Source organism: Stenotrophomonas sp. YJH_SMC_6 (assembly GCF_059371335.1).
This window is the reverse complement of sequence record NZ_JCAFUM010000012.1, coordinates 140868-162946: the sequence shown is the minus strand read 5'-3', so window position 1 is coordinate 162946 and position 22079 is coordinate 140868. Positions and strand designations below refer to the sequence as shown.

General features: G+C 66.5%; 19 protein-coding genes. 12 read left to right on the top strand and 7 right to left on the bottom strand.

What is annotated here, in order from left to right; all coding sequences use genetic code 11:
* Positions 1–50 precede the first annotated feature (50 nt).
* From AC5P9N_RS15125 to AC5P9N_RS15105, 5 genes are all read left to right on the top strand, one after another.
* Positions 51–1037 carry a malate dehydrogenase gene (locus AC5P9N_RS15125; RefSeq protein WP_004153634.1) on the top strand — a complete coding sequence of 329 codons (987 nt, stop codon included), beginning with the start codon at positions 51–53 and terminating at the stop codon, positions 1035–1037.
* Between the two features lie 122 nt (positions 1038–1159).
* Positions 1160–1774 carry an RluA family pseudouridine synthase gene (locus AC5P9N_RS15120; protein WP_099485305.1) on the top strand — a complete coding sequence of 205 codons (615 nt, stop codon included), beginning with the start codon at positions 1160–1162 and terminating at the stop codon, positions 1772–1774.
* Positions 1775–2520: 746 nt separating this feature from the next.
* Positions 2521–4401 carry a propionate--CoA ligase gene (gene prpE / locus AC5P9N_RS15115; RefSeq protein ID WP_043033750.1) on the top strand — a complete coding sequence of 627 codons (1881 nt, stop codon included), beginning with the start codon at positions 2521–2523 and terminating at the stop codon, positions 4399–4401.
* 218 nt (positions 4402–4619) lie between these two features.
* The gene (locus AC5P9N_RS15110) at positions 4620–5123 is read left to right on the top strand and encodes a hypothetical protein (protein ID WP_005408228.1); all 504 of its coding nucleotides are present in this window, start codon (positions 4620–4622) and stop codon (positions 5121–5123) included.
* Between the two features lie 46 nt (positions 5124–5169).
* Positions 5170–6225: a suppressor of fused domain protein gene (locus AC5P9N_RS15105; RefSeq protein ID WP_099485288.1), complete on the top strand. Its 1056-nt coding sequence runs from the start codon at positions 5170–5172 to the stop codon at positions 6223–6225.
* Between the two features lie 123 nt (positions 6226–6348).
* Here AC5P9N_RS15105 and AC5P9N_RS15100 read toward each other — a convergent pair whose 3' ends face one another.
* The 5 genes from AC5P9N_RS15100 to AC5P9N_RS15080 all read right to left on the bottom strand — a co-directional run bounded on the left by AC5P9N_RS15100 (position 6349) and on the right by AC5P9N_RS15080 (position 11794).
* On the bottom strand, positions 6349–6960 hold the full coding sequence (locus AC5P9N_RS15100; RefSeq protein WP_005408230.1) for a glutathione S-transferase N-terminal domain-containing protein: 612 nt from the start codon (positions 6958–6960) through the stop codon (positions 6349–6351).
* Positions 6961–7044: 84 nt separating this feature from the next.
* Positions 7045–7503, bottom strand: coding sequence for a cell wall hydrolase (locus tag AC5P9N_RS15095; RefSeq protein ID WP_004154513.1), 459 nt, complete (start codon positions 7501–7503; stop codon positions 7045–7047).
* Between the two features lie 298 nt (positions 7504–7801).
* Positions 7802–9832 (bottom strand): NADPH-dependent 2,4-dienoyl-CoA reductase, encoded by a 2031-nt coding sequence (locus AC5P9N_RS15090; RefSeq protein ID WP_099485287.1) that lies wholly within the window; start codon positions 9830–9832, stop codon positions 7802–7804.
* Positions 9833–9935: 103 nt separating this feature from the next.
* Positions 9936–10565, bottom strand: a complete 630-nt coding sequence (gene yczE / locus AC5P9N_RS15085; protein ID WP_005408232.1) for a membrane protein YczE — start codon at positions 10563–10565, stop codon at positions 9936–9938.
* A gap of 209 nt (positions 10566–10774) precedes the next feature.
* Entirely contained in the window at positions 10775–11794 is a 1020-nt protein-coding gene (locus tag AC5P9N_RS15080) for a zinc-binding alcohol dehydrogenase family protein (RefSeq protein WP_049459798.1), read from the bottom strand.
* 357 nt (positions 11795–12151) lie between these two features.
* Here AC5P9N_RS15080 and AC5P9N_RS15075 point away from each other — a divergent pair, with 357 nt between their 5' ends.
* The 4 genes from AC5P9N_RS15075 to AC5P9N_RS15060 all read left to right on the top strand — a co-directional run bounded on the left by AC5P9N_RS15075 (position 12152) and on the right by AC5P9N_RS15060 (position 15220).
* A complete protein-coding gene (locus AC5P9N_RS15075) occupies positions 12152–13252 on the top strand; it encodes an OmpA family protein (protein ID WP_005408234.1) in 1101 nt (366 codons plus the stop codon).
* A gap of 210 nt (positions 13253–13462) precedes the next feature.
* The gene (locus AC5P9N_RS15070) at positions 13463–13969 is read left to right on the top strand and encodes a hypothetical protein (protein ID WP_005408235.1); all 507 of its coding nucleotides are present in this window, start codon (positions 13463–13465) and stop codon (positions 13967–13969) included.
* Between the two features lie 20 nt (positions 13970–13989).
* Positions 13990–14799, top strand: a complete 810-nt coding sequence (locus AC5P9N_RS15065) for a pseudouridine synthase (protein WP_033835451.1) — start codon at positions 13990–13992, stop codon at positions 14797–14799.
* A gap of 85 nt (positions 14800–14884) precedes the next feature.
* Positions 14885–15220 (top strand): hypothetical protein, encoded by a 336-nt coding sequence (locus tag AC5P9N_RS15060; RefSeq protein ID WP_005412356.1) that lies wholly within the window; start codon positions 14885–14887, stop codon positions 15218–15220.
* An 84-nt stretch (positions 15221–15304) separates the two neighbouring features.
* On the opposite strand, the gene kbl is transcribed toward AC5P9N_RS15060, so the two are convergent.
* Positions 15305–16513, bottom strand: a complete 1209-nt coding sequence (gene kbl, locus AC5P9N_RS15055) for a glycine C-acetyltransferase (protein ID WP_005408238.1) — start codon at positions 16511–16513, stop codon at positions 15305–15307.
* Between the two features lie 198 nt (positions 16514–16711).
* Between kbl and AC5P9N_RS15050 the strand changes: the two genes are divergently transcribed.
* The gene (locus AC5P9N_RS15050; RefSeq protein WP_099484797.1) at positions 16712–17407 is read left to right on the top strand and encodes a TorF family putative porin; all 696 of its coding nucleotides are present in this window, start codon (positions 16712–16714) and stop codon (positions 17405–17407) included.
* A gap of 132 nt (positions 17408–17539) precedes the next feature.
* Here the strand turns inward: AC5P9N_RS15050 and tdh are convergent, their stop codons facing one another.
* Entirely contained in the window at positions 17540–18562 is a 1023-nt protein-coding gene (gene tdh / locus AC5P9N_RS15045) for an L-threonine 3-dehydrogenase (RefSeq protein WP_010483949.1), read from the bottom strand.
* A gap of 478 nt (positions 18563–19040) precedes the next feature.
* Between tdh and AC5P9N_RS15040 the strand changes: the two genes are divergently transcribed.
* Together AC5P9N_RS15040 and AC5P9N_RS15035 are read left to right on the top strand one after the other, a co-directional pair.
* Positions 19041–21203, top strand: a complete 2163-nt coding sequence (locus AC5P9N_RS15040; RefSeq protein ID WP_005412359.1) for a S46 family peptidase — start codon at positions 19041–19043, stop codon at positions 21201–21203.
* A gap of 196 nt (positions 21204–21399) precedes the next feature.
* On the top strand, positions 21400–22044 hold the full coding sequence (locus AC5P9N_RS15035; RefSeq protein ID WP_099484796.1) for a histidine phosphatase family protein: 645 nt from the start codon (positions 21400–21402) through the stop codon (positions 22042–22044).
* Positions 22045–22079: the final 35 nt, after the last annotated feature.

The following is a 22079-nucleotide window of genomic DNA, read 5'->3' as shown; positions in this document are numbered from 1 at the left end:
GCTCTGCCCGCGGCGTCCCATCAAACGCTTGCAAGCAAGAGGAAACCCCCATGAAAGCACCCGTTCGTGTTGCCGTGACCGGCGCCGCCGGCCAGATCGGTTATGCCCTGCTGTTCCGCATCGCCTCCGGCGAAATGCTGGGCAAGGACCAGCCGGTCATCCTGCAGCTGCTGGAACTGCCGGTGGACAAGGCCCAGGCCGCCCTGAAGGGCGTGATGATGGAGCTGGAAGACTGTGCCTTCCCGCTGCTGGCCGGCATGGTCGGCACCGATGACGCCGAAGTCGCGTTCAAGGACGCCGACATCGCCCTGCTGGTCGGCGCACGTCCGCGCGGCCCGGGCATGGAGCGCAAGGACCTGCTGCTGGAGAACGCCAAGATCTTCACCGCCCAGGGTGCAGCGCTGAACAAGGTCGCCAGCCGTGACGTGAAGGTGCTGGTGGTCGGCAACCCGGCCAACACCAACGCCTACATCGCGATGAAGTCGGCCCCGGACCTGAAGCCGGAAAACTTCACCGCCATGCTGCGCCTGGACCACAACCGCGCGCTGAGCCAGCTGTCGACCAAGCTCGGCAAGCCGGTCGGTGGCATGGAGAAGCTGGTGGTGTGGGGCAACCACAGCCCGACCATGTACCCGGACTACCGTTTCGCCACCGCCGATGGTGCGTCGATCGCCGATGCGATCAACGACCAGGAGTGGAACGCCAACACCTTCATCCCGACCGTCGGCAAGCGCGGCGCGGCGATCATCGAAGCCCGTGGCTCGTCCTCGGCTGCTTCGGCCGCCAACGCAGCGATCGACCACGTGCGTGACTGGGTGCTGGGCAGCAACGGCAAGTGGGTCACCATGGGCGTGCCGTCCGACGGTTCCTACGGCATTCCGGAAGGCGTGATCTTCGGCTTCGCGGTGACCACCGAGAACGGCAAGTACACCCTGGTCAAGGACCTGCCGATCGACGACTTCAGCCAGAAGTACATCGACAAGACCCTGGCCGAGCTGGAAGAAGAGCGCGCCGGCGTCGCCCACCTGCTGGGCTGATGCAGGCGGTACCGGCTCCGGCCGGTACGTCTTCCATCAAGGTAGGTACCGACCGTTGGTTGGTACGCAGAAAACGGGGAGGCTTCGGCTTCCCCGTTTTCATTTGGAATTCCTGGAACCGCATGATCCACCTGCACTACATCGATGACGCACTGCTGGTGGCCGAGAAGCCGGCTGGCCTGTTGTCCGTACCCGGCCGCAGCGCCGAGAACCAGGACTGCGTGGTCGCGCGCCTGCAGGCGCTGTATCCGGATGCGTTGACCGTGCATCGGCTGGACCAGGTGACCTCGGGCCTGCTGCTGCATGCGCGTGGCAAGGACATGCAGGCGGCGTTGTCGATGCAGTTCGAGCAGCGCCAGGTTGGCAAGCGCTACGAAGCCGTCGTGCAGGGTGTGATCGAAAGCGATGCCGGTGAAGTGGACCTGCCGCTGATCGTTGACTGGCCGAACCGGCCGAAGCAGATGGTCGATCACGAACGCGGCAAGCCGGCGTTGACGCGTTGGCGCGTACTGGCGCGTGATGTAGAAGCGCGGCGCACGCGCGTGGCGTTGGAACCGATCACTGGCCGCAGCCATCAGCTGCGGTTGCACATGGCCAGTATTGGCCATCCGATTGTTGGCGACGTGCTGTATGACGCGGCACCGGCGCACCGCGTGCATCTGCATGCGTGCAGCCTGCAGTTCACCCACCCGCTGACGGGCGAGGTGCTCGCGTTCGAGTCCGCGGCTCCGTTCTAGGGGGGCGGCAGGGCTTGCAGCCCTGCACCCGCAGAATCAACGTCAACGTCAAAAGCGGGCTATACGTGGGTTGGCGGGACGGTGTCGAAGTGCGGGGCCGCCGCAAGTACGTCCGTGTAGGCTTGGCAGCCGCATCCATGCGGCTGACACCCCGCACTCCGACACCGCCCCACCTTCGACAGGTTCACTCGGCTGTTGGTAGCGGTGGCCGTTGTTCCGCGCAGCTGTTGGTAGGTGTCGACCTTGGTCGACACGATTTTTCTGTCAGATATCGAATGAACCATCCACGCATGGCGTGGATCTACCGCGTCGACCAAGGTCGACACCTACCAGAACAATATGCCGTTCCGACAGATCGCGGAAGTCTGTCGAAGGCGGGGTGGGTCCGGTTGAGGGGGCGTGAGCCGCATGGGCCCGAGGCATGCCTCGGGCGGGTTGGGCAGGACGCCCAACCCCGGTCTTGCCGTGTGCGCAGGACTGCGCACACGAGCAAGCGGCGACCGAGCCTCCAAGGACGGATTCACGGCGTCCCCCGCAATCGGACCCACCCCGCCATCCCCCAGTAAGCCAGCTTCTGCTGTTGCTTCGGCTGTTGCTTCTGAGGTTGCCGGCCAGCGGCCGGCACTACCGCGGGTGCAGGGCTGCAAGCCCTGCAGAACAAGCCCACCCCCTACCAAGGTAGGGCGGCCCGCGCGGCAGCACCGGACTATCCTCGAACCCATGACTTTGTCTGGGAGGGCTGCGTCATGAACTACGAGGAAACCTACCGTCGCTCGATCGACGAGCCGGAGGCCTTCTGGGGCGAGGAAGCCAAGCGCATCCATTGGCATAAACCGCCGCAGCAGGTGCTCGACTACAGCAACCCGCCGTTCCGGCGCTGGTTCGTCGGCGGCGAAACCAATCTCTGCTACAACGCCGTCGACCGCCACCTGGCCGAGCGCGCCGACCAGCTCGCGCTGGTCGCCATCTCCACCGAAACCAACAGCACACGCGAGATCACCTATCGCCAGCTGTACCGCGAAGTGAACGACTTCGCCGCGGTACTCAAGCACCTCGGCGTCGGCCACGGTGACCGCGTGGTGATCTACATGCCGAACATGGCCGAGGCGGTGTTTGCGATGCTGGCCTGCGCGCGCATCGGTGCGGTGCACTCGGTGGTGTTCGGGGGCTTTGCGGCGCACAACCTGGCGCTGCGCATCGACGATGCCAAGCCCAAGCTGCTGATCGCGGCCGACGCCGGCATGCGCGGTGGCAAGCTGATTCCGTACAAGCCGATGGTCGACGCCGCCTGCGCCGAAGCGGCGTCGCCGCCACCGCATGTGCTGATCGTGTCGCGTGGGCTGGATGCCGCCGAACCCCGCGTGCCGGGCCGTGACGTGGACTACGCCACGCTGCGTGCGCAGATCGGTGAAGTCGACGTGCCGGTACAGTGGCTGGAAGCGAGCGAACCGAGCTACCTGCTGTACACCTCCGGCACCACCGGCAAGCCGAAGGGCGTGCAGCGCGATGTGGGCGGCTATGCAGTGGCGATGGCGCAGTCGATGGAGACCGTGTTCGATTGCAAGCCGGGCCAGGTGATGTTCTCCACCTCTGATGTCGGCTGGGCGGTGGGCCATTCCTACAACGTGTACGGCCCGCTGATCGGTGGCTGCACGTCGCTGCTGTACGAAGGGCTGCCGACCAACCCGGACCCGGGCATCTGGTGGGCGCTGTGCGAGCAGTACAACGTGCGCACGATGTTCTCCTCGCCCACCGCCATCCGCGTGCTGAAGAAGCACGACGCGGACTTCATCCATCGCCACGACCTGCGTGCGCTGAAGTACCTGTTCCTGGCCGGCGAGCCGCTCGACGAGCCGACCGCGCACTGGATCAGCGAAGCGCTCGGCAAGCCGATCATCGACAACTACTGGCAGACCGAGACCGGCTGGCCGGCACTGACCCTGTTGCCGGGCCTGGAGATGAAGCCGGTGCGCTTCGGCTCGCCCGGGTTCCCCAATCTCGGTTACCGGATGAAGGTGATCGACGAGAACACCGGCGAGGAAGTCGCACCGGGGCAGAAGGGCGTGCTGGTGGTGTCGCCACCGCTGCCACCGGGTTGCATGAGCACCGTGTGGAATGATGACAGCCGCTTCCTGCAGAGCTACTTCAGCCACTTCAAGGAACTGCTGTACAGCTCGCTGGACTGGGCGATCCGCGACGACGATGGCTACACCTTCATCCTCGGTCGCACCGATGATGTCATCAACGTAGCCGGGCACCGTCTGGGCACGCGCGAGATCGAGGAGGCCATTTCCAGCCATCCGCGGGTGGCCGAGGCCGCGGTGATCGGGGTCAAGGACGAACTGAAGGGGCAGGTGCCGCTGGTGTTCGTCACCCTCAAGCAGGGCCTGGATGGCGAGGATCCGGCGCCGGTGGTGGCCGAGATGATGGCGACGGTGACCACCTCGCTCGGCGCGGTCGCACGCCCGGCGCACGTACACGTGGTCAATGCACTGCCCAAGACCCGCTCCGGCAAGCTGCTGCGGCGCTCGCTGCAGGCGCTGGCCGAACAGCGCGACCCGGGTGACCTGTCGACGCTGGACGACCCCAGCGCGCTGGAGGAGATCCGCCGGGCGCTGGGGCGCTGATCCGGTAGTGCCGGCCGCTGGCCGGCCCCCCCCCACTCAATCCCGAGGTTGCCGGCCAGCGGCCGGCACTACCCGCGGCACTTGCGCTAAGCTCGGCCTGTCATCGACCTGCAATACGCGGCGCGCGCCGGGGAAGGCGCGTGCCGTCCGGGGATGGCACACAGGGGGGCGTGCCCGTCAGGGCGCGCCGGCATTGCGCATCGAGGGAGGGGGAGGCAATGGCATTGCTGCACGCCAAGACGGCTGCTGGCCGTCAGGAAATCGAAGACCGTGGCCGGCGCCTGCCGGCGGCACTGCGTTCGATCCTGCTGATGGTCGACGGCCATCGCGATGACACTGAATTGCGTGGCCTGTTCGAAGGCCTGCGCGCGCCGGCCGATGCACTGGAGCAGCTGGAAGCGCAGGGCCTGATCGAAGTGATCGGTGGCAATGCCGAGGTGGCACCGGTACGTGGCATCAGCACCGGCCGCGAACAGGATCCGGCGTTGTACCAGCAGCTCTACGACGCGATGAGCGAGGCGGTGCGGCGCCACCTGGGCCTGAAGGGCTACTTCATGCAGTTGAAGATTGAACGCTGCACCGATGCACTTGCGTTGGAACGCCTGTGCCCGGAACTGCTGGCGGCGGTGGGCAAGGCGCGCAGCCCGGCGCTGGCGCAGCGCTGGTGGCAGGAAACCCAGGCCGCCGTGGTCAATGGTGGAGGCGAGGTCGTGCAGGCCTGAGCCACCGCGTAAAGTGATCGGTTCACTTCCCCACAAGGAGTCCCGCGTGCAGGACGACCACGACGACACCGACACCCCAGGCTGGGACGCGATCAATGCGGCGCTGGCGCCGCTGTATGCCGGCCAGGAACCCCGTCACTACGGTACGGCGTTGCCGTACACGCTGGGTGGCCAGGATCCACTGGATGGCGTCAGCGTTTACTGGGCGGATGCGCCGGTACCGCACTGGCATTACATCACCTACGGCTTCTCCGAGCTGTACGCCAAGGAGAGCAGTGATGCAGATGCCAGCGGCTATGGATTCGAGCTGACCTTCCGCCTGGCTGCTGAAGCCGGTGAGCACGCCGGCAGCACCCCGCCGGTGTGGCCGATGAACCTGCTGCAGAACCTGGCGCGCTACGTGTTTGGCAGCGGCAACGTGTTCGAGGATGGTCACCATCTGAACGCCAACGGCCCGATCGCGCTGGAGACCGGCACGCGCCTGTGCCACCTGGCCTTCATCGCCGATCCGCAGTTGCCTGCGCGCGACACCGCCAATGGCCACCTGCAGTTCCTGCAGCTGGTCGGGCTGACCGATGAGGAGATGGAAGCGGTCAAGCGCTGGTCGACGCGCGGCGTGCTGCAGGCGCTGCAACCGGCGATGCCGCTGTGGATCAGCGACCTGCATCGCGGCAACCTGTTGGAGGATCCGACACTCGCCGCACAGGTGCGGGCCGGCAGCGAGCGCGAGGGCTCCAGCACCGGCATGTTGTTCATCGAGACACTGGATTGGCGGCAGGAGGCGGGCGTCACCACCCTGGTGCTCGGCGCCGGGCAGGTGGCCAGTGTGTGCGAGCTGCTGCCATTGCGCCTGCGCCACGGCAAATCGCTGGAACTGGCCAGCCGCGAGCGGCAGTGGGAATTCATTCCGGCAGCGCGCGGTGAAACCGGCGAGGTATCGGCCGACAGCACGCGCTGGGCGCTGGACGAGACGGGGCTGCAGGCCCTGGCGGGCGTGCGTGCCGAACGTGGCATCTACCCGGTGGCGGGAGCGCTGCGTATCGAAGTGGTGCCGACCTACCTGCGCGATGCCAACGGTGAAGTGATCCGCCAGATCGGCTGAGTGTGGTGATGGCACCGGTGGGGTCAGAGCCGCCTGCTGTGCAGACGGATCCGACCCCGCCCTGGCAGCGGTATCGGGGTCGGATCCGTTCGCCACGCGAACGGCTCCGACCCCGGGTCAGGCTCAGGCCAGGCCTTCGGCCTTCAGGGCGGCCTGCACGCCGGCATCGGCGTCCATGCGTGCCTTGTAGGCGGCCAGGTTGTCCAGACCCGACAGGTCGACCTTGGTGCCGGCGGCCCAACGCAGGGTGATGTAGAAGTACGGATCGGCGAAACTGCGGAAGCCGGCCAGCCAGGGCTTGTCGGCCAGCTGCCTGTCAGCGGTCTCGAACAGGCCACGCAGGCGCTTGTGTGCGGCGGCGCGGATCGCGTCGAACTGGCTTTCGTCGGCGATGAACTTGCCCGGTGCGAACAGCGGCGAGAAGGCCGGATGCACGTCGGAATTGACGAAGGCCAGCCAGCGGGTGGCTTCGGCACGCTGGCGCGCGCTGCCATCGCCGCCGAGGCCGGCCTGCGGGTAGGTGTCGGCGATATAGCCCATGATCGCGGCGTTCTGCAGCAGCACGAAGTCGCCATCGACCAGCGCGGGAACGGCGCCGGCCGGATTGATCTTGAGGAATTCCGGACCCTTCAGGGTGTCCTTGTTCAGCAGTTCGACCTCGAACGGCTGGCCGGTCCACTGCAGGGCGATGTGGTCGGCGGTGGAACAGGCACCGGGCTTGCTGTACAGCTTCATGGGAACTCCAGGTGATGCGGGCGGGAAACGCCCACTATCCCAGAGCCTGCCAGCGGGCGGCAACGCTGCCGCCAGCACGGATCGTTACGACTGCCGCGGCTTGAGGTTCTGCACCTTATAGAAGGTGTGATCGCCGATGGTGGCCACCTGGTAGGCGTTGCGCCAGTTCGGGCTGGCGATGGACAACGCGGCGAAGTGGCTGGCTCCGGGCACGATCTCGCGGCGCTCGCCGGCCGGCAGCGCCCAGTTGCGCTCGGCGTCGAAGGCCACGTTCATTGCCTCGCTCCAGGCCGCGTCATTGCCCAGCTGGGTGCCGGGGGAGACGATGGTCGGCGCGAACTGCTTGCGCGCGGTGACCACCTGGCACATCGAGTCGCCCCACAGGCCACTGTCGAGGCGGCGCAGGGCGACCTCGGCAACGGCTTGCTGGCCGCGCAGGGTCTGGTCGCGGGCTTCCAGGTAAACGGTGGTGCTCAGACACAGTGAATCAGCGGCCGGCTGCGGCAACAACTGCGACAGCCAGAGAATCCAGGCCAGTTTCATATAACTCCTTGCTCCGTATGGGCCGCACTCTCCGCTTCCAGTCGCGGGGGCGACAGGATGCGGGGTACGACTTGGCGTCATGGGGAGGCGGCCATCGGGGCCGCCCCGTGGGCAGCCCCAAAAGAAACGACCAGTACCGATCGTGGGGGCTGCGCCGGCTCACCGGAAACTGGCTGGTGAGCGGAAAGATGGCGCAAGGTAGGGGGGCGTAGCCGAACGCATCGTGAACCGTCCGGCTTGACATTCAGGTTCGGGAGGGGTGACGGAAATCACATTCCGTCCCCCATTCATGCGCTCATCAGAGCGCGGCGGCCACCCGGCTGCCCTGGTCGATGGCCCGCTTGGCGTCCAGTTCGGCCGCTACATCGGCACCGCCGATCAGCTGCGCGTTGATGCCGGCGGCCTGCAGTTCGGCCTGCAATGCGCGGTTCGGTTCCTGCCCGGCGCAGATCACCACATGGTCGACCGGCAGCAGCTGTTCGCTGCCTTCCACGCGGATGCGCAGGCCTTCGTCGTCCACGCCCAGGTACTCGACGCCGCCGAGCATGCGCACGCCCTTGGCCTTCAGCGTGGCGCGGTGGATCCAGCCGGTGGTCTTGCCCAGCCGCGCGCCGGGCTTGCCGGGGCTGCGCTGCAGCAGCCACAGCCGCCGCGGCGATGCCTCGGGCTGCGGCCTGGCCAGCGAGCCGCGGGCCTCGAACGTGCTGTCCACGCCCCATTCGGCCATCCAGCGCTGTGGGTCCAGCGACGGGGACTCGCCAGCGTGGCTGAGGAATTCGCCGACATCGAAGCCGATGCCGCCGGCGCCGATGATCGCCGCACTGGCGCCCACTTCGACCCGGCCCAGCAGCACGTCCAGGTAACTGACCACCTTGGCGTGGTTGGCGCCGGGGAAGTCGACCTTGCGCGGCGTGATGCCGGTGGCCAGCACCACCTCGTCGAAGCCGGCCAGGCTGGCCGCGTCTGCTCGCGTGCCCAGGCGTAGCTGCACGCCGGTTTCAGCCAGCTTGTGGCGGAAATAGCGCAGGGTCTCGTGGAACTCTTCCTTGCCGGGGATGCGCTTGGCCACGTTGAACTGGCCACCGATCTCGTCGTTGGCATCGAACAGGGTGACCTGGTGGCCGCGCTCGGCGGCCACCGTGGCGCAAGCCAGGCCGGCCGGACCTGCGCCGACCACCGCCACCATTTTCGGCGTGGCAGCCGGGCGGTAGACCAGCTCGGTCTCGTGTGCGGCACGCGGATTGACCAGGCAGCTGGCCAGCTTGTTCTCGAACACGTGGTCCAGGCAGGCCTGGTTGCAGGCGATGCAGGTGTTGATCGCCTCGGCGCGGCCGGCGCGGGCCTTGTTGGGCCATTGCGGGTCGGCCAGCAGCGGGCGCGCCAGCGACACCATGTCGGCGCCGCCGCTGGCGAGGATGTGCTCGGCGACGTCGGGCATGTTGATGCGGTTGGTCGCCACCAGCGGCACCGTTACATGCGGCTTGAGCTTGGCGGTGACACCGGCGAAGGCGGCGCGCGGCACCGAGGTGGCAATGGTCGGGATGCGCGCTTCGTGCCAGCCGATGCCGGAATTGATGATCGTCGCGCCAGCCGCCTCGATGGCCTGGGCCTGCTGCACGATCTCTTCCCAGTTGCTGCCGTCGTCAACCAGATCCACCAGCGACAGGCGGTAGATGATGATGAAGTCCGGGCCGCAGGCCTCGCGGATGCGGCGCACGATCTCCACTGCAAAACGCATGCGTTGGTTGGCGTCGCCACCCCAGCGGTCGGAGCGCTTGTTGGTGCGCGGGGCGATGAACTCGTTGATGAGGTAGCCCTCCGAGCCCATCACTTCGACGCCATCGTAGCCGGCTTCGCGGGCCAGCTTTGCGCTGCGTGCGTAGTCGGCGATATGCCGCTCGACGCCGCTGGCCGACAGCGCACGGGGGGTGAACGGGTTGATCGGCGCCTTCAGCTTCGACGGTGCCACCGACAGGGGATGGTAGGCATAGCGGCCGGCATGCAGCAGCTGCAGGCAGATCTTCGCGCCGTGCTGGTGCGCGGCCGCGGTGAGCTGCCGGTGCGGGCGCACTTCCCAGGGCCAGGACAGCTTTCCGCCAAAGGGCTTCAGCCAGCCGACCACGTTCGGCGCGAAGCCACCGGTGACGATCAGGCCGACGCCACCTTCGGCGCGTTCGGCGAAGTAGGCGGCCAGGCGCGGGAAGTCGCGGGCGCGATCTTCCAGGCCGGTGTGCATCGAACCCATCAGCACGCGGTTGCGCAGCTGGGTGAAGCCCAGGTCCAGCGGGGCGAACAGGTGGGGGTAGGCGCTTTCGTTGGCTGGCGACATGATCGATACGCTTGCGTACGGAAGCGCGAAGCGTGCCGGGAAACGGCGGCCGGGGCAAGGGGCGCGGGCGGTAGTGCCGGCCGCTGGCCGGCATTCGATCAGCTCAGGGTGATTGCGGTTGCCGGCCAGCGGCCGGCACTACCGGGGGACGCCCAATCCCGAACCAGCCCAGCGTTACTCCGCACAGGGGGCCAATCAGCAGGGCGAAGGCGAGGGTGCCGACACCGACATTGCCGCCGAGCCACCAGCCCAGCAGCAGCACGCTGCCCTCGATCAGGCTGCGCACCTTCCAGATCGGCCAGCCGGTGCGGGCATGCAGGCCGGTCATCAGGCCGTCGCGCGGGCCGGGCCCGAGCTTGGCGCCGATGTACAGGCCGGTGGCCAGGGCGACCAGCAGCATGCCGGCGCAGAACATCGCCAGCTGCCAGCCAAGGCCGACCGCCGGGGGAAGCAACCACAGCCCGAACTGCGCGGATGGGCCGATCAACATCACGTTGAGCACGGTGCCGACGCCCGGCTTCTGTCGCAATGGCCACCACAGCAGCAGCACCAGCGCACCGATCACATTGGTGGCCAGGCCGAACGATAGCGGCGTCTGTGCGGCGATGCCCTGCGACAACACGTCCCAGGGGGCCACGCCGATCGCTGCACGGATCATCAGCGAGGCGCCGAAGCCGTACAGGAACAGGCCGATGATCAGTTGCAGCAGACGCAGGGGCAGGGCGGTGGGCATGACGGCGCTCGGGGAGAGGGGAGGGATCTGTTTCCACCGTAATCCCGATTCAGTCACTCCCATAGATACAGATGCCGACCGATCCGCCGCTACAGGAGTCGTCGATCCTGCGTATGGGCCGTTCTGTGGAGCTGGGCCATGCTCCGGCTGCTTTGCCTGGCACCGCCAGCCGAACATGGCCCGGCACTGCACCGGCGTTCCAGCCTGGCTCAGTCGCCCCAGCCGGCCAGCGCCAGCTTGCCCACCGTGCGCCCGCTGGCCAAGCGCTGATGCGCGATGTCCAGATTCGCCGCATTGATCGCGCCCAGCGTCTCGCTGAGGGTGCCGCGCAGCTGGCCAGCGTCGATCATGCTGGCCGCGCGGCTGAGGATGCGGTGCTGTTCGATGCGGTCCGCCGTGGCGAAGCGCGAACGCGCGAACATGAACTCCCAGTGGATGCCGATGCACTTGGCCTTGTAGGGATCACCGATGCGCAGCGCGCCGCGCGGTTCGACGATGAGGCCGACATGGCCCTGTGGCGCCAGCAGCTGACCCAACGCATCCCAGTAATGGTCGGTGTCGGCCAGGTTGAGCGCGACCTGTACTGCGTCGATGCCCAATGCCTGCAGCTGGGGCAGCAGCGGCTGCCGGTGGTCGATTACATGCTGGGCACCCATCTGCCGGCACCAGTCGATCGATGATTCACGCGAGGCGGTGGCGATCACCTCGAATCCGGCATGCCGGCCCAGCTGGATCGCCATCGATCCAACACCGCCTGCTCCGCCGATCACCAGCAGGTGCTGGCCGGCATGGCGGCGATCATCCAGCTGCAATGGCATGCGCTGGAACAGCAGTTCCCATGCGGTGAGCGTGGTCAGTGGCAGTGCGGCCGCTTCGGCGAAGTCGAGCGTGGTCGGCTTGCGCGCTACCAGCCGTTCGTCCACAAGATGGAACTGCGCATTGCAGCCTGGCCGGGTGACATCACCGGCGTAGTAGACCTCGTCGCCGGACGCGAACAGGCTGGCGTCCTCGCCGATCGCTTCGACCACCCCGGCGGCGTCCCAACCGAGTACGCGGGGTGCTTCGAGCGTGGCCGGATCGGTGGCCGCCCGCTGCTTGCCGTCGACCGGGTTCACCGAGACGGCCTCGACCCGGATCAGCAGGTCGCGGCCACGCGGAGGCAGCGGCGGGGGGAGGTGGATATCGCAGAGGGCAGGGGCGGATTCACGACTCAGGGCGACAGCTTTCATCTCGGCTCCGGCTGGGTACGTGGCTCCATCATAGAGTTCCTCACGTTTCAGCAGATACGCTGAATCGGGTGGAGCAAGCTGTTGCGCAATATGTCGTATTCCGCACCTAAACCCCGTCAAACCCTTGCAGCGTGAGGGTCTTGCGGATTTTCATCATCCTGTATAGGGTTTCAACGTCGGACCGGTGGAGGGTCGGGCGCGATACTTCACATGTTACGGGACTGTTAACATGACCTTCACCCGCCTGAGCATAATGTTCGCGGCGGTGGCGTGCTGAATCGGCTGTCGAACATCGACGCACTAGTGCTGGCCCATGCCTCTACCGGTTTCATACCCCCGAAATAGGAGCTGTACTCAATGAACAAGAAGATCCTTACTGCCGCGCTGCTGGGTGGTCTGGCTTTCGCCCAGGCTGCGTCCGCGCAGGAGTTCGATGACCGCTGGTACCTGACCGGTTCGGCCGGCTTCAACTTCCAGGACAGCGACCGCCTGACCAATGACGCTCCGTTCGTCACCCTGGGCCTGGGCAAGTTCATCAGCCCGAACTGGTCGCTGGACGGTGAGCTGAACTACCAGAACCCGAACTTCGACGCCAACAAGGACATGAACTGGTCGCAGTACGGCGTCTCGCTGGACCTGCGTCGCCACTTCATCAAGGAAGGCCGCGGCTGGAACCCGTACCTGCTGGCCGGCCTGGGCTACCAGAAGTCGGAAGAAGAGTACAACCCGATCAGCGGTGGCCTGGCTGACCGCAAGGACGGCAACTTTGCCGCCAAGGTCGGCGTCGGTCTGCAGACCACCTTCGAGAAGCGCGTCGCTGTCCGTGCCGAAGTCGCCTACCGCGCTGATTTCGACGACCAGAGCGTGAACCCGAAGCGTGCCGGCAACGATGAAAGCTGGTTCGGCGACGTGCTGGCTTCGGTCGGCGTCGTGATCCCGCTGGGCCCGGCTCCGGTCGCGGCTGCTCCGGCTCCGGCTCCGGTTGCCCCGAGCTGCGCCGACCTGGATGACGACGGTGACGGCGTCAACAACTGCGACGACAAGTGCCCGAACTCGCAGCCGGGTCAGACCATCGGTCCGGACGGTTGCCCGGTGCCGGTCTCCATCGACCTGAAGGGCGTCAACTTCGACTTCGACAAGTCGAACCTGCGTCCGGACGCCGTGGCGATCCTGAGCGAAGCCACCGAGATCCTGAAGCGTTACCCGGATCTGCGCGTTGAAGTCGCCGGTCACACCGACTCGAAGGGTACCGACGCTTACAACCAGAAGCTGTCGGAGCGTCGTGCTACCGCCGTGTACAACTACCTGACCAAGAACGGCGTTGACGCCGGTCGCCTGGTCGGCCCGATCGGCTACGGCGAGAGCCGTCCGATTGCTCCGAACACCAACCCGGATGGTTCGGACAACCCGGAAGGTCGCGCCAAGAACCGTCGTACCGAGCTGAACGTCCAGAACTAAGTTCTGACGCTCTGCCAGTAGGACACAGCAGGACCCGGCTTCGGCCGGGTCTTGTTGTTTCTGCGGCCCGCCTGCCGGTCCGGGGGGTGACCGTTCGTCGGGTTTTTGTCCGTAAAACCAATGGGTTGTCGTATTCATTGAAAGTGGCGCTTGAAAGCTGTCGCGGCATTGCTAAACTCGCCGCGTCACTTCCTTTCCTGGATGCCCTTCATGCTGCGCTCTGCATCGGCCGCCGTCCTGGCGCTGGCCCTGGTTCCCGCCGCCCACGCTGCGGTCGATTGCTCGGTCAACACCAGCGCCTCGCCGCTGCCGTTGCCGGCCACGACCATCGCGCCGGTGGCCGACGAGCTCTACATCCGTGGCAACCAGCTGGGCATGCCGGCCGGCGTGCTGAGCAGCAACTACGATCCGTCGCAGTCGCTGGACCAGGTGCTGCAGCGCCTGCGCATCGATGGCTGCCAGAACATCGCCAAGGCCATTCCGAGCGCACCGGCGGTGAAGCCGAATGATCCGGCGGCCTACAAGCCGCAGACCGAATTCGACAACACGCCCTGGCGCTTCGACATGAGCCAGAACGGCAAGCGCATGACCGCCGAAGAGTTCGACGCCTGGATGAAGGCGCGTGGCGTGCGTGTGGTCAAGGCGCGTCCGGCTCCGGCCGCCACTCCGGCCCCGGCCGAAGCACCGGCTGAGACCAAGCCGGTCGACAAGAAGTAAGCGCCGCGGGGAGCAGAGGCTTGCGCACGCGCCGCCCACCTGCCGCCCCCGCCGCCCGCTCCCACGCATCGCGTGGGCGTGCGACTCCCGCTGCCACAGCCGCCGGTGTCCGTCATGGCCTGGCGCGCGTGCTGTCCAAGGCCGGCGTCTGCTCGCGCAGCGAGGCCGCGCGCTGGATTGCCGAGGGCCGCGTACGCGTCTCCGGCCGCATCGTGCGGGATCCCGAGTTCCCGATTGGCCAGCCGGCGCCACCGATCGAGGTCGATGGCCAGCCGATGGGCGCGCCGCAGCGCCTGTACCTGATGCTCAACAAGCCACGCGGGGTGGTGACCACCGTGCAGGACGAGCGTGGCCGCGACACCGTCTACCGCTGTTTCGATGGTGCAGGGCTGCCGTGGATCGCGCCGGTCGGGCGCCTGGACAAGGCCAGTGAAGGGCTGTTGCTGTTCAGCAACGATCCGCAGTGGGCCGCGCGCCTGACCGATCCGGAAACGGGTCCGCAGAAGACGTACCACGTGCAGGTCGACCGCCTGCCCGATGACGCCACGCTGGCGGCCCTGCAGGCCGGCGTGGAGGACGAGGGCGAGTTCCTCGTGGCCCAGGCCGTGCGCGTGCTGCGCAGCGGCGACAAGACCGCGTGGCTGGAGGTGGTCCTCGACGAGGGCCGCAACCGCCACATCCGCCGCCTGCTGGCGGCCTTCGACCTGCAGGTGCTGCGCCTGGTCCGGGTTGCGATCGGCGGGCTGCAGCTCGGCGATCTCGGCAAGGGTCAGTGGCGGATGCTGGAGGTCAATGACCAGCAGCGGCTGGGGGCCGCTGCACCGGGCTGATCATCGCCCGCGGCCGGCGGTTGCCGGCCACCGTTCCAGGCGTAGGGGGCGCCTGGTTGCTGAACTTCCCGAACGGAGCCTGCCCATGTACCACCCGACCCTCAACCAAACCCTGCGCTGCGCAGGCCTGCTGCTGCCGATGGTGCTGCTGACCGCCTGTGGTGGCCACAAGAAGGTGGCCAAGGCAGAAACGCCGGCCGAAACCCCGGTGGTGGAAGTGAAGACCCCGGAGCTGGATGGCCGCGGCAGCTACCGCTTCCTGATGAGCAACGGCGACAAGAAGATGACCGCCGACGAGTTTGATGCCTGGATGAAGGCCAACGGCATCCGCGTTGCCAAGGGCAACGGCCAGGACGCTGCCGCCAAGCCGGTGGTGGTGGCCAGCAAGGACGAGCCGAAGGGCAAGAAGAAAAAGAAGTGATGCCGGGAAGGTGTCGACCTCGGTCGGCACGCCCTCAAGCTCTGGTAGGTGCCGACCTTGGTCGGCACGCTTTGACCGCTGGGATCAACCCTTGATCACGCCCAGCTCGACACCGATGCGGGTGAACGCATCGATCGCGCGGTCCAGGTGCTCGCGGCTGTGCGCAGCGCTGATCTGGGTGCGGATGCGGGCCTGGCCCTTGGGCACCACCGGGAAGAAGAAACCGATCGCGTAGATGCCTTCTTCGAGCAGGCGCTCGGCGAACTTCTGCGCCAGCGGTGCGTCGTACAGCATCACCGGGCTGATCGGGTGCACGCCCGGCTTCACGTCGAAACCGGCGGCGACCATCTTTTCGCGGAAGTAGCGGGTGTTCTCCACCAGGGTGTCGCGCAGGTCGTCAGCGGCGGCCAGCATCTCGAATGCCTTGATGCCGGCGGCCACCACATGCGGCGGCAGCGAGTTGGAGAACAGGTACGGCCGCGAACGCTGGCGCAGCAGCTCGATCACCTCGGCGCTGGCGCAGGTGAAGCCGCCCAGTGCGCCGCCCATGGCTTTGCCCAGGGTGCCGGTGATGATGTCGATCTTTTCCAGCACGCCCTTCACTTCGGCCGAGCCACGGCCGGTGGCGCCGAGGAAGCCGGTAGCGTGGCATTCGTCGATGTGCACCAGCGCGTTGTACTTCTTCGCCAGCGCGGTGATCTCGTCCAGCGGGGCGATGAAGCCGTCCATCGAGAACACGCCGTCGGTGGTGATCAGCTTGGTCTTGCAGCCGGCGGCATCGGCGGCCTGCAGCTGGGCTTCCAGGTCGGCCATGTCGCAGTTGGCGTAGCGGAAGCGCTTGGCCTTGCACAGGCGCACGCCGTCGATGATCGAGGCGTGGTTCAGTGCATCGGAAATGATCGCGTCGTTCTCACCGAGCAGCGGTTCGAACAGGCCGCCGTTGGCGTCGAAACAGGCCGCGTACAGAATGGTGTCCTGCTTGCCGAAGAAGTCGGCGATCTGCTTCTCCAGCTGCTTGTGCAGGTCCTGGGTACCGCAGATGAAGCGCACCGAGGCCATGCCGAAGCCGTGGGTATCCAGCGCATCCTTGGCTGCCTGGATCAGGTCCGGATGGTCGGCCAGGCCCAGATAGTTGTTGGCACAGAAGTTCAGCACCTTGCGGCCATCCTCGAGGGTGATCTCGGCCGACTGCGGGCTGGTGATGATCCGCTCGGACTTGAACAGGCCCTGGGCGCGGATGGCGTCCAGTTCCTCGGCGTAGTGGCGGGTCAGGGCGGAGGAGGCGTCGGTCATGGCGTGGGCACGGCTCTGAACGGGGAAACCGTTGATTCTACCGGGCTACGACGGCCTTCGACCGGGCCGGGCAGGGCACCGCCACGGGTGGCACATGTTGCATCGCAATAGCAAACGGGTTAAAAATTCGTGAACCGCGCCTGTCTGGCGCCGGTTGCCCGCTCCCCCTTCCTGCCCCCGCCACCCTCGGAGACGCCCATGAAGCACGCCCGTGCCTGCCTCGCCATTGCCGCTGCCCTGACCCTGGCCACCCCGTTCGCCGCCAGCGCCCAGGAAAACGAATCGCCGTACAGCTGGAACGTCACCGCTGTTTCCGATTACCTGTTCCGTGGTGTGTCGCAGACCGACGAGGATCCGACCCTGCAGGCCGGTTTCACCTACACCAGCCCGGTTGGCCTGTACGCAGGCGTGTGGGGCTCGGGCGTGGATTTTGGTGCGGGTGACCCGAAGACCGAGGTCGACTACCTGATCGGCTACGGCGTGGACGTCACCGAGCGCGTCAACTTCGACGTGCTGCTGAACCGCTACACCTACCTGAAGTCCAGCCACCAGAACTACAACGAGCTGATCACCACCACCACGCTGGATGACACCTACAAGCTGACGGTGGCCTACACCAACGATGTCTGGAACAGCAGCACCGATGGCTGGTACTTCGGCCTGGGCGGCAGCTGGGGCCTGCCGAAGGACTTCACCCTGAATGCCAACGTCGGTCGCAGCACCTTCGAGGACGGCATCGCCAAGGACTACACCGACTGGAACGTCGGCGTCGCGCGCCAGTTCGGCCTGTTCAACGTCGGCCTGGGCTACTACGGCACCGACGGCAACGGCCGTGACAATTCCGGCAAGCTGGCCCACAGCCGGGTGATGCTGAGCGTCGCGATCGGCAAGTAACGCCGCAGGCGTTACGGGTAGTGCCGGCCGCTGGCCGGCAACACCAAAGAAAAAGGCGCCCATCGGGCGCCTTTTTCAATTTCAAGGTGTGCCGAGCAAGCTCGGCACCCACCCATCGCGCACGGCGAAGGGTCAATTCCAGCTCAAAACAACCTTGCCGGCCTTGCCTTCTTCCATCAGGTCGAAGCCCTTCTGGAAGTCGTCGATCGGCAGCTGGTGGGTCATCACCTTGCCGAGCGGGAAGCCGGACAGCACCAGCTGGGTCATCTTGTACCAGGTCTCGTACATCTTGCGGCCGTAGATGCCCTGCACGGTCAGGCCCTTGAAGATGATCTTGTCCCAGTCGCAGCCGGCGCCCTTGGGCATGATGCCGAGCATGGCGATCTTGCCGCCGTGGTACATGCAGTCGAGCATGTCGTTGAACGCGCGCGGGTTGCCGCTCATTTCCAGGCCCACGTCGAAGCCCTCCATGTGCAGTTCCTTCATCACGTCCTTCAGCGACTGGTTGGCCACGTTGACCACGCGGGTGGCACCCATGTCGGCGGCCAGCTTCAGGCGGAAATCATTGACGTCGGTCACCACCACGTTGCGCGCACCGATGTGCTTGCAGATGCCGGCGGCGATGATGCCGATCGGGCCGGCACCGGTGATCAGCACGTCCTCGCCGATCACATTGAATTCCAGCGCACAGTGCGCGGCGTTGCCGTAGGGGTCGAAGAACGCAGCCAGCTCCGACGGGATCTGGTCCGGGATCGGCCACAGGTTGCTGGCCGGCATCACCATGTATTCGGCGAAGGCGCCGTTGACGTTGACGCCGATGCCGACGGTGTTCGGGCACAGGTGCGGGCGGCCGCCACGGCAGTTGCGGCAGTGGCCGCAGACGATGTGGCCTTCGGCCGAGACGCGCTGGCCGATTTCATAGCCGGTCACGGCCGAGCCGAGTGCGGCGACGCGACCGACGAATTCGTGGCCGATGGTCAGGCCCGGCTTGATGGTGCGCTGACTCCACTCGTCCCACAGGTAGATGTGCAGGTCGGTACCGCAGATCGCGGTCTTCTCCAGCTTGATCAGGACCTCATTCGGGCCCGGGGTCGGCACCGGAACTTCTTCCAGCCAGATGCCCTTGGCCGCTTCGCGCTTGACCAGGGCCTTCATCGTTTGCTGCGCCATCGGGGTGGAACTCATCAGGGGGAAAGCGCGGATTATAGGGTGCCGCGCGGATTTCCCATGTTGCGCTGCGGGTGCATTGGCGGAACGAAAGGCGTGCGCCGGCGGGCGTTTCGAACGTGCCGCAAACAGCAGCGCCTCCTTGATTCCGGGGGAGGGGGCGTGGTCACCCTGGCCGGGACACGCAAAAGCCCATCCATGGTGCTCGATGGCGCCTTGCTCGTGCGCGCTGTCCTGCGCACACGGCAAGACCGGGGTTGGGCGTCCTGCCCAACCCGCCAGTCGCATGCGCCCGGCCCATGGCGCCAACGGTCCCGACCAGGGTGACCACGCCCCCTCTGGACCATTCCATGTGCGCGGCCGACGTGCGCATGGCAGCGCAAGAAGTAGGCCCATGACTTCCGGGGTTCGGGCCGGGGCAGGGCGGCGGGCTACAATCGAGGGTTCCACTACCAGGGGCCGCTCCATGCGCTCGAACCTGCTTGCATTCTCCATCGTCGCCAGCCTCGGGCTGGCCCAAGTCGCCCATGCCGCTGAAGGCATGTGGGTGCCGCAGCAGCTGCCGGAAATCGCCGGCCCGCTGCAGAAGGCCGGCCTGAAGCTGTCCCCGGAACAGCTGTCCAACCTGACCGGCGACCCGATGGGCGCGGTCGTCGCCCTCGGCGGCTGCACCGCCAGCTTCGTCTCGCCGCAGGGCCTGGTGGTCACCAACCACCACTGCGCTTATGGCGCCATCCAGCTGAATTCGACCGCGCAGAAGAACCTGATCAAGGACGGCTTCAACGCGCCGACCCTGAAGGACGAACTGAGCGCCGGCCCGAACGCCCGCGTGTTCGTGCTCGACCAGATCACCGACGTCACCACCCAGGCCAAGGCCGCCATCGCTGCCGCCGGCAACGACCCGCTGGCCCGCAGCCGCGCGCTGGACGCCTTCGACAAGGCCCAGGTCGCCGCCTGTGAAGCCGATGCCGGCTTCCGCTGCCGCCTGTACAGCTTCTCCGGCGGCAACACCTACCGCCTGTTCCGCAACATGGAAATCAAGGACGTGCGCCTGGTCTACGCGCCCCCGGGCAGCGTCGGCAAGTTCGGCGGCGACGTCGACAACTGGATGTGGCCGCGCCACACCGGCGATTTCTCGTTCTACCGCGCCTACGTCGGCAAGGACGGCAAGCCGGCCGCCTTCGCCGCCGACAACGTGCCGTACCAGCCCAAGCACTTCCTGAAGTTCGCCGACCAGCCGCTGGGTGCCGACGACTTCGTGATGGTGGCGGGCTACCCGGGCCGCACCAACCGCTATGCCCTGGCCGGTGAATTCAACGAAACCGCCAGCTTCACCTACCCGACCATCGCCAAGCACTACAACGCCGTGCTGAAGATGATCGCCGACGCCGGCAAGGCCGACGCCGACGTCAAGGTGAAGTACGCCGCCACCGCCGCCAGCATGAACAACGTGGCCAAGAACTACCTGGGCCAGCTGGAAGGCTTCAAGCGCATCGACGCCGCTGGCCAGAAGCAGGCTGAAGAAGCTGCCGTGCTGGCGTGGCTGAAGAAGCAGGGCGCTGCCGGCAAGCCGGCCCTGGCGGCACACGCGCAGCTGCTCAAGCATCTGGATACCAGCAAGTCGACCCGCGAACGCGACCTGTTCGTCGGTCAGTTCAACAACACCTCGGCCGTTGGCGCGGCGATCACCCTGTACCGCCTGTCGATCGAGCGCAGCAAGCCGGATGCCGAGCGCGAAGCCGGTTACCAGGAACGCGACCTGACCACCATCGAAGGTGGCCTGAAGCAGATGGACCGCCGCTACGTGGCGAAGATGGACCAGCAGCTGCAGGCCTACTGGCTGGACCAGTACGTGGCCCTGCCGGCCGCACAGCGCGACAACGAAGTGCTGAACAAGTGGCTGGCCGGCAGCGATGCCGCTGCGGTGAAATCGCTGGTGGGCAAGCTGTCGGGCACCGAGCTGGGCAGCCTGGATGCACGCCTGAAATGGTTCAAGGCCGACCGCGCCGCGTTTGAGGCCAGCAATGATCCGGCCATCCAGTACGCCGTGGCCGTCATGCCGGCGCTGCTGAAGCAGGAAGAGCAGAAGAAGATCCGCGAAGGCGAATCGCTGACCGCGCGCCCGCTGTACCTGCAGGCCGTGGCCGACTACAAGAAGAGCCAGGGTGAGTTCGTCTACCCGGACGCCAACCTGTCGCTGCGCATCACCTTCGGCAACGTCATGGGCTATGGCAAGGACGGCGTGAAGTACACCCCGTTCACCACCCTGGAAGGCGTGGCGGCGAAGGAAACCGGTGAGGATCCGTTCGATTCGCCGAAGGCGCTGCTTGATGCAGTCAAGGCCAAGCGTTACGGCGGCCTGGAAGACAAGCGCATTGGTTCGGTGCCGGTGAACTTCCTGTCCAACCTGGACATCACCGGTGGCAACTCGGGTTCGCCGGTGCTGGACGCCAACGGCAAGCTGGTCGGCCTGGCCTTCGATGGCAACTGGGAATCGGTCAGCTCCAACTGGGTGTTCGACCCGGTGATGACCCGCATGATCGCCGTCGACAGCCGCTACATGCAGTGGATCATGCAGGAAGTGGCGCCGGCGCCGCAGCTGCTGAAGGAACTGAACCTGGCGAAGTGAGGTAGTGCCGGCCGCTGGCCGGCAACCTCGACCAGACAGCCGGAGTTTCCGAAACCCCGCGACTCACGTCGCGGGGTTTTTTCATGCCCGGCCCGGCCCGGCCCGGTGCGCCGAACAGGTATCATCCCTGTTCCGCGTACTTCACAGGATGTGAACGAAACGCGGAAACCTCCTCCCCCCAGGACCCCTTGCACGCATGCGCATCCTGCTTGCCCGCCACGGCGAAACGCCGTGGAACGCCGAAGGCCGCTACCAGGGCCAGATCGATATTCCGCTTTCGCCGATCGGTGAAGCCCAGGCCCAGGCACTGGGTGCCCGCCTGGCCTCGGTGGACATCACCCGTGCTGTCGCCTCGCCGCTGTCGCGCGCGCAGCGCACCGCTCAGCTGGCGCTTGGCGCCGCCCGCGCCGACATGCTGCTGACCGAGCCGGAGCTGCAGGAAATCGCCCACGGTGAATGGGAAGGGTTGCTCGCCAGCGAGATCCACGAGAAGGATCCGTCGCGCCTGCAGGCCTGGCGCGAGGAGCCGGATACGGTGCTGATGCCCGGCGGCGAATCGCTGCGCCTGGTGCTGGAGCGCAGTTGGCGCGGCCTGGCGCGTGCCACCGAAGGCCTCGGCGAGCACGGCACTCTGCTGGTGGTAGCGCACGATGCGGTCAACCGCGTGATCCTGTGCAAGGTGCTGGGCCTGCCGCTTTCCCGCCTGTGGACCTTCCGCCAGGCACCGACCACGCTCAACCTGCTCGAAGGCCCCGACCTGGACAGCCTGGAAGTGGTGCGCCTGAACGACTGCGCCCACCACACGCCGTTCTTCGGCGAAGCCAAGCACCGCGCCCTCTGATCCATCCCCCGCATCAACTGCTTCTGCTGGAACCG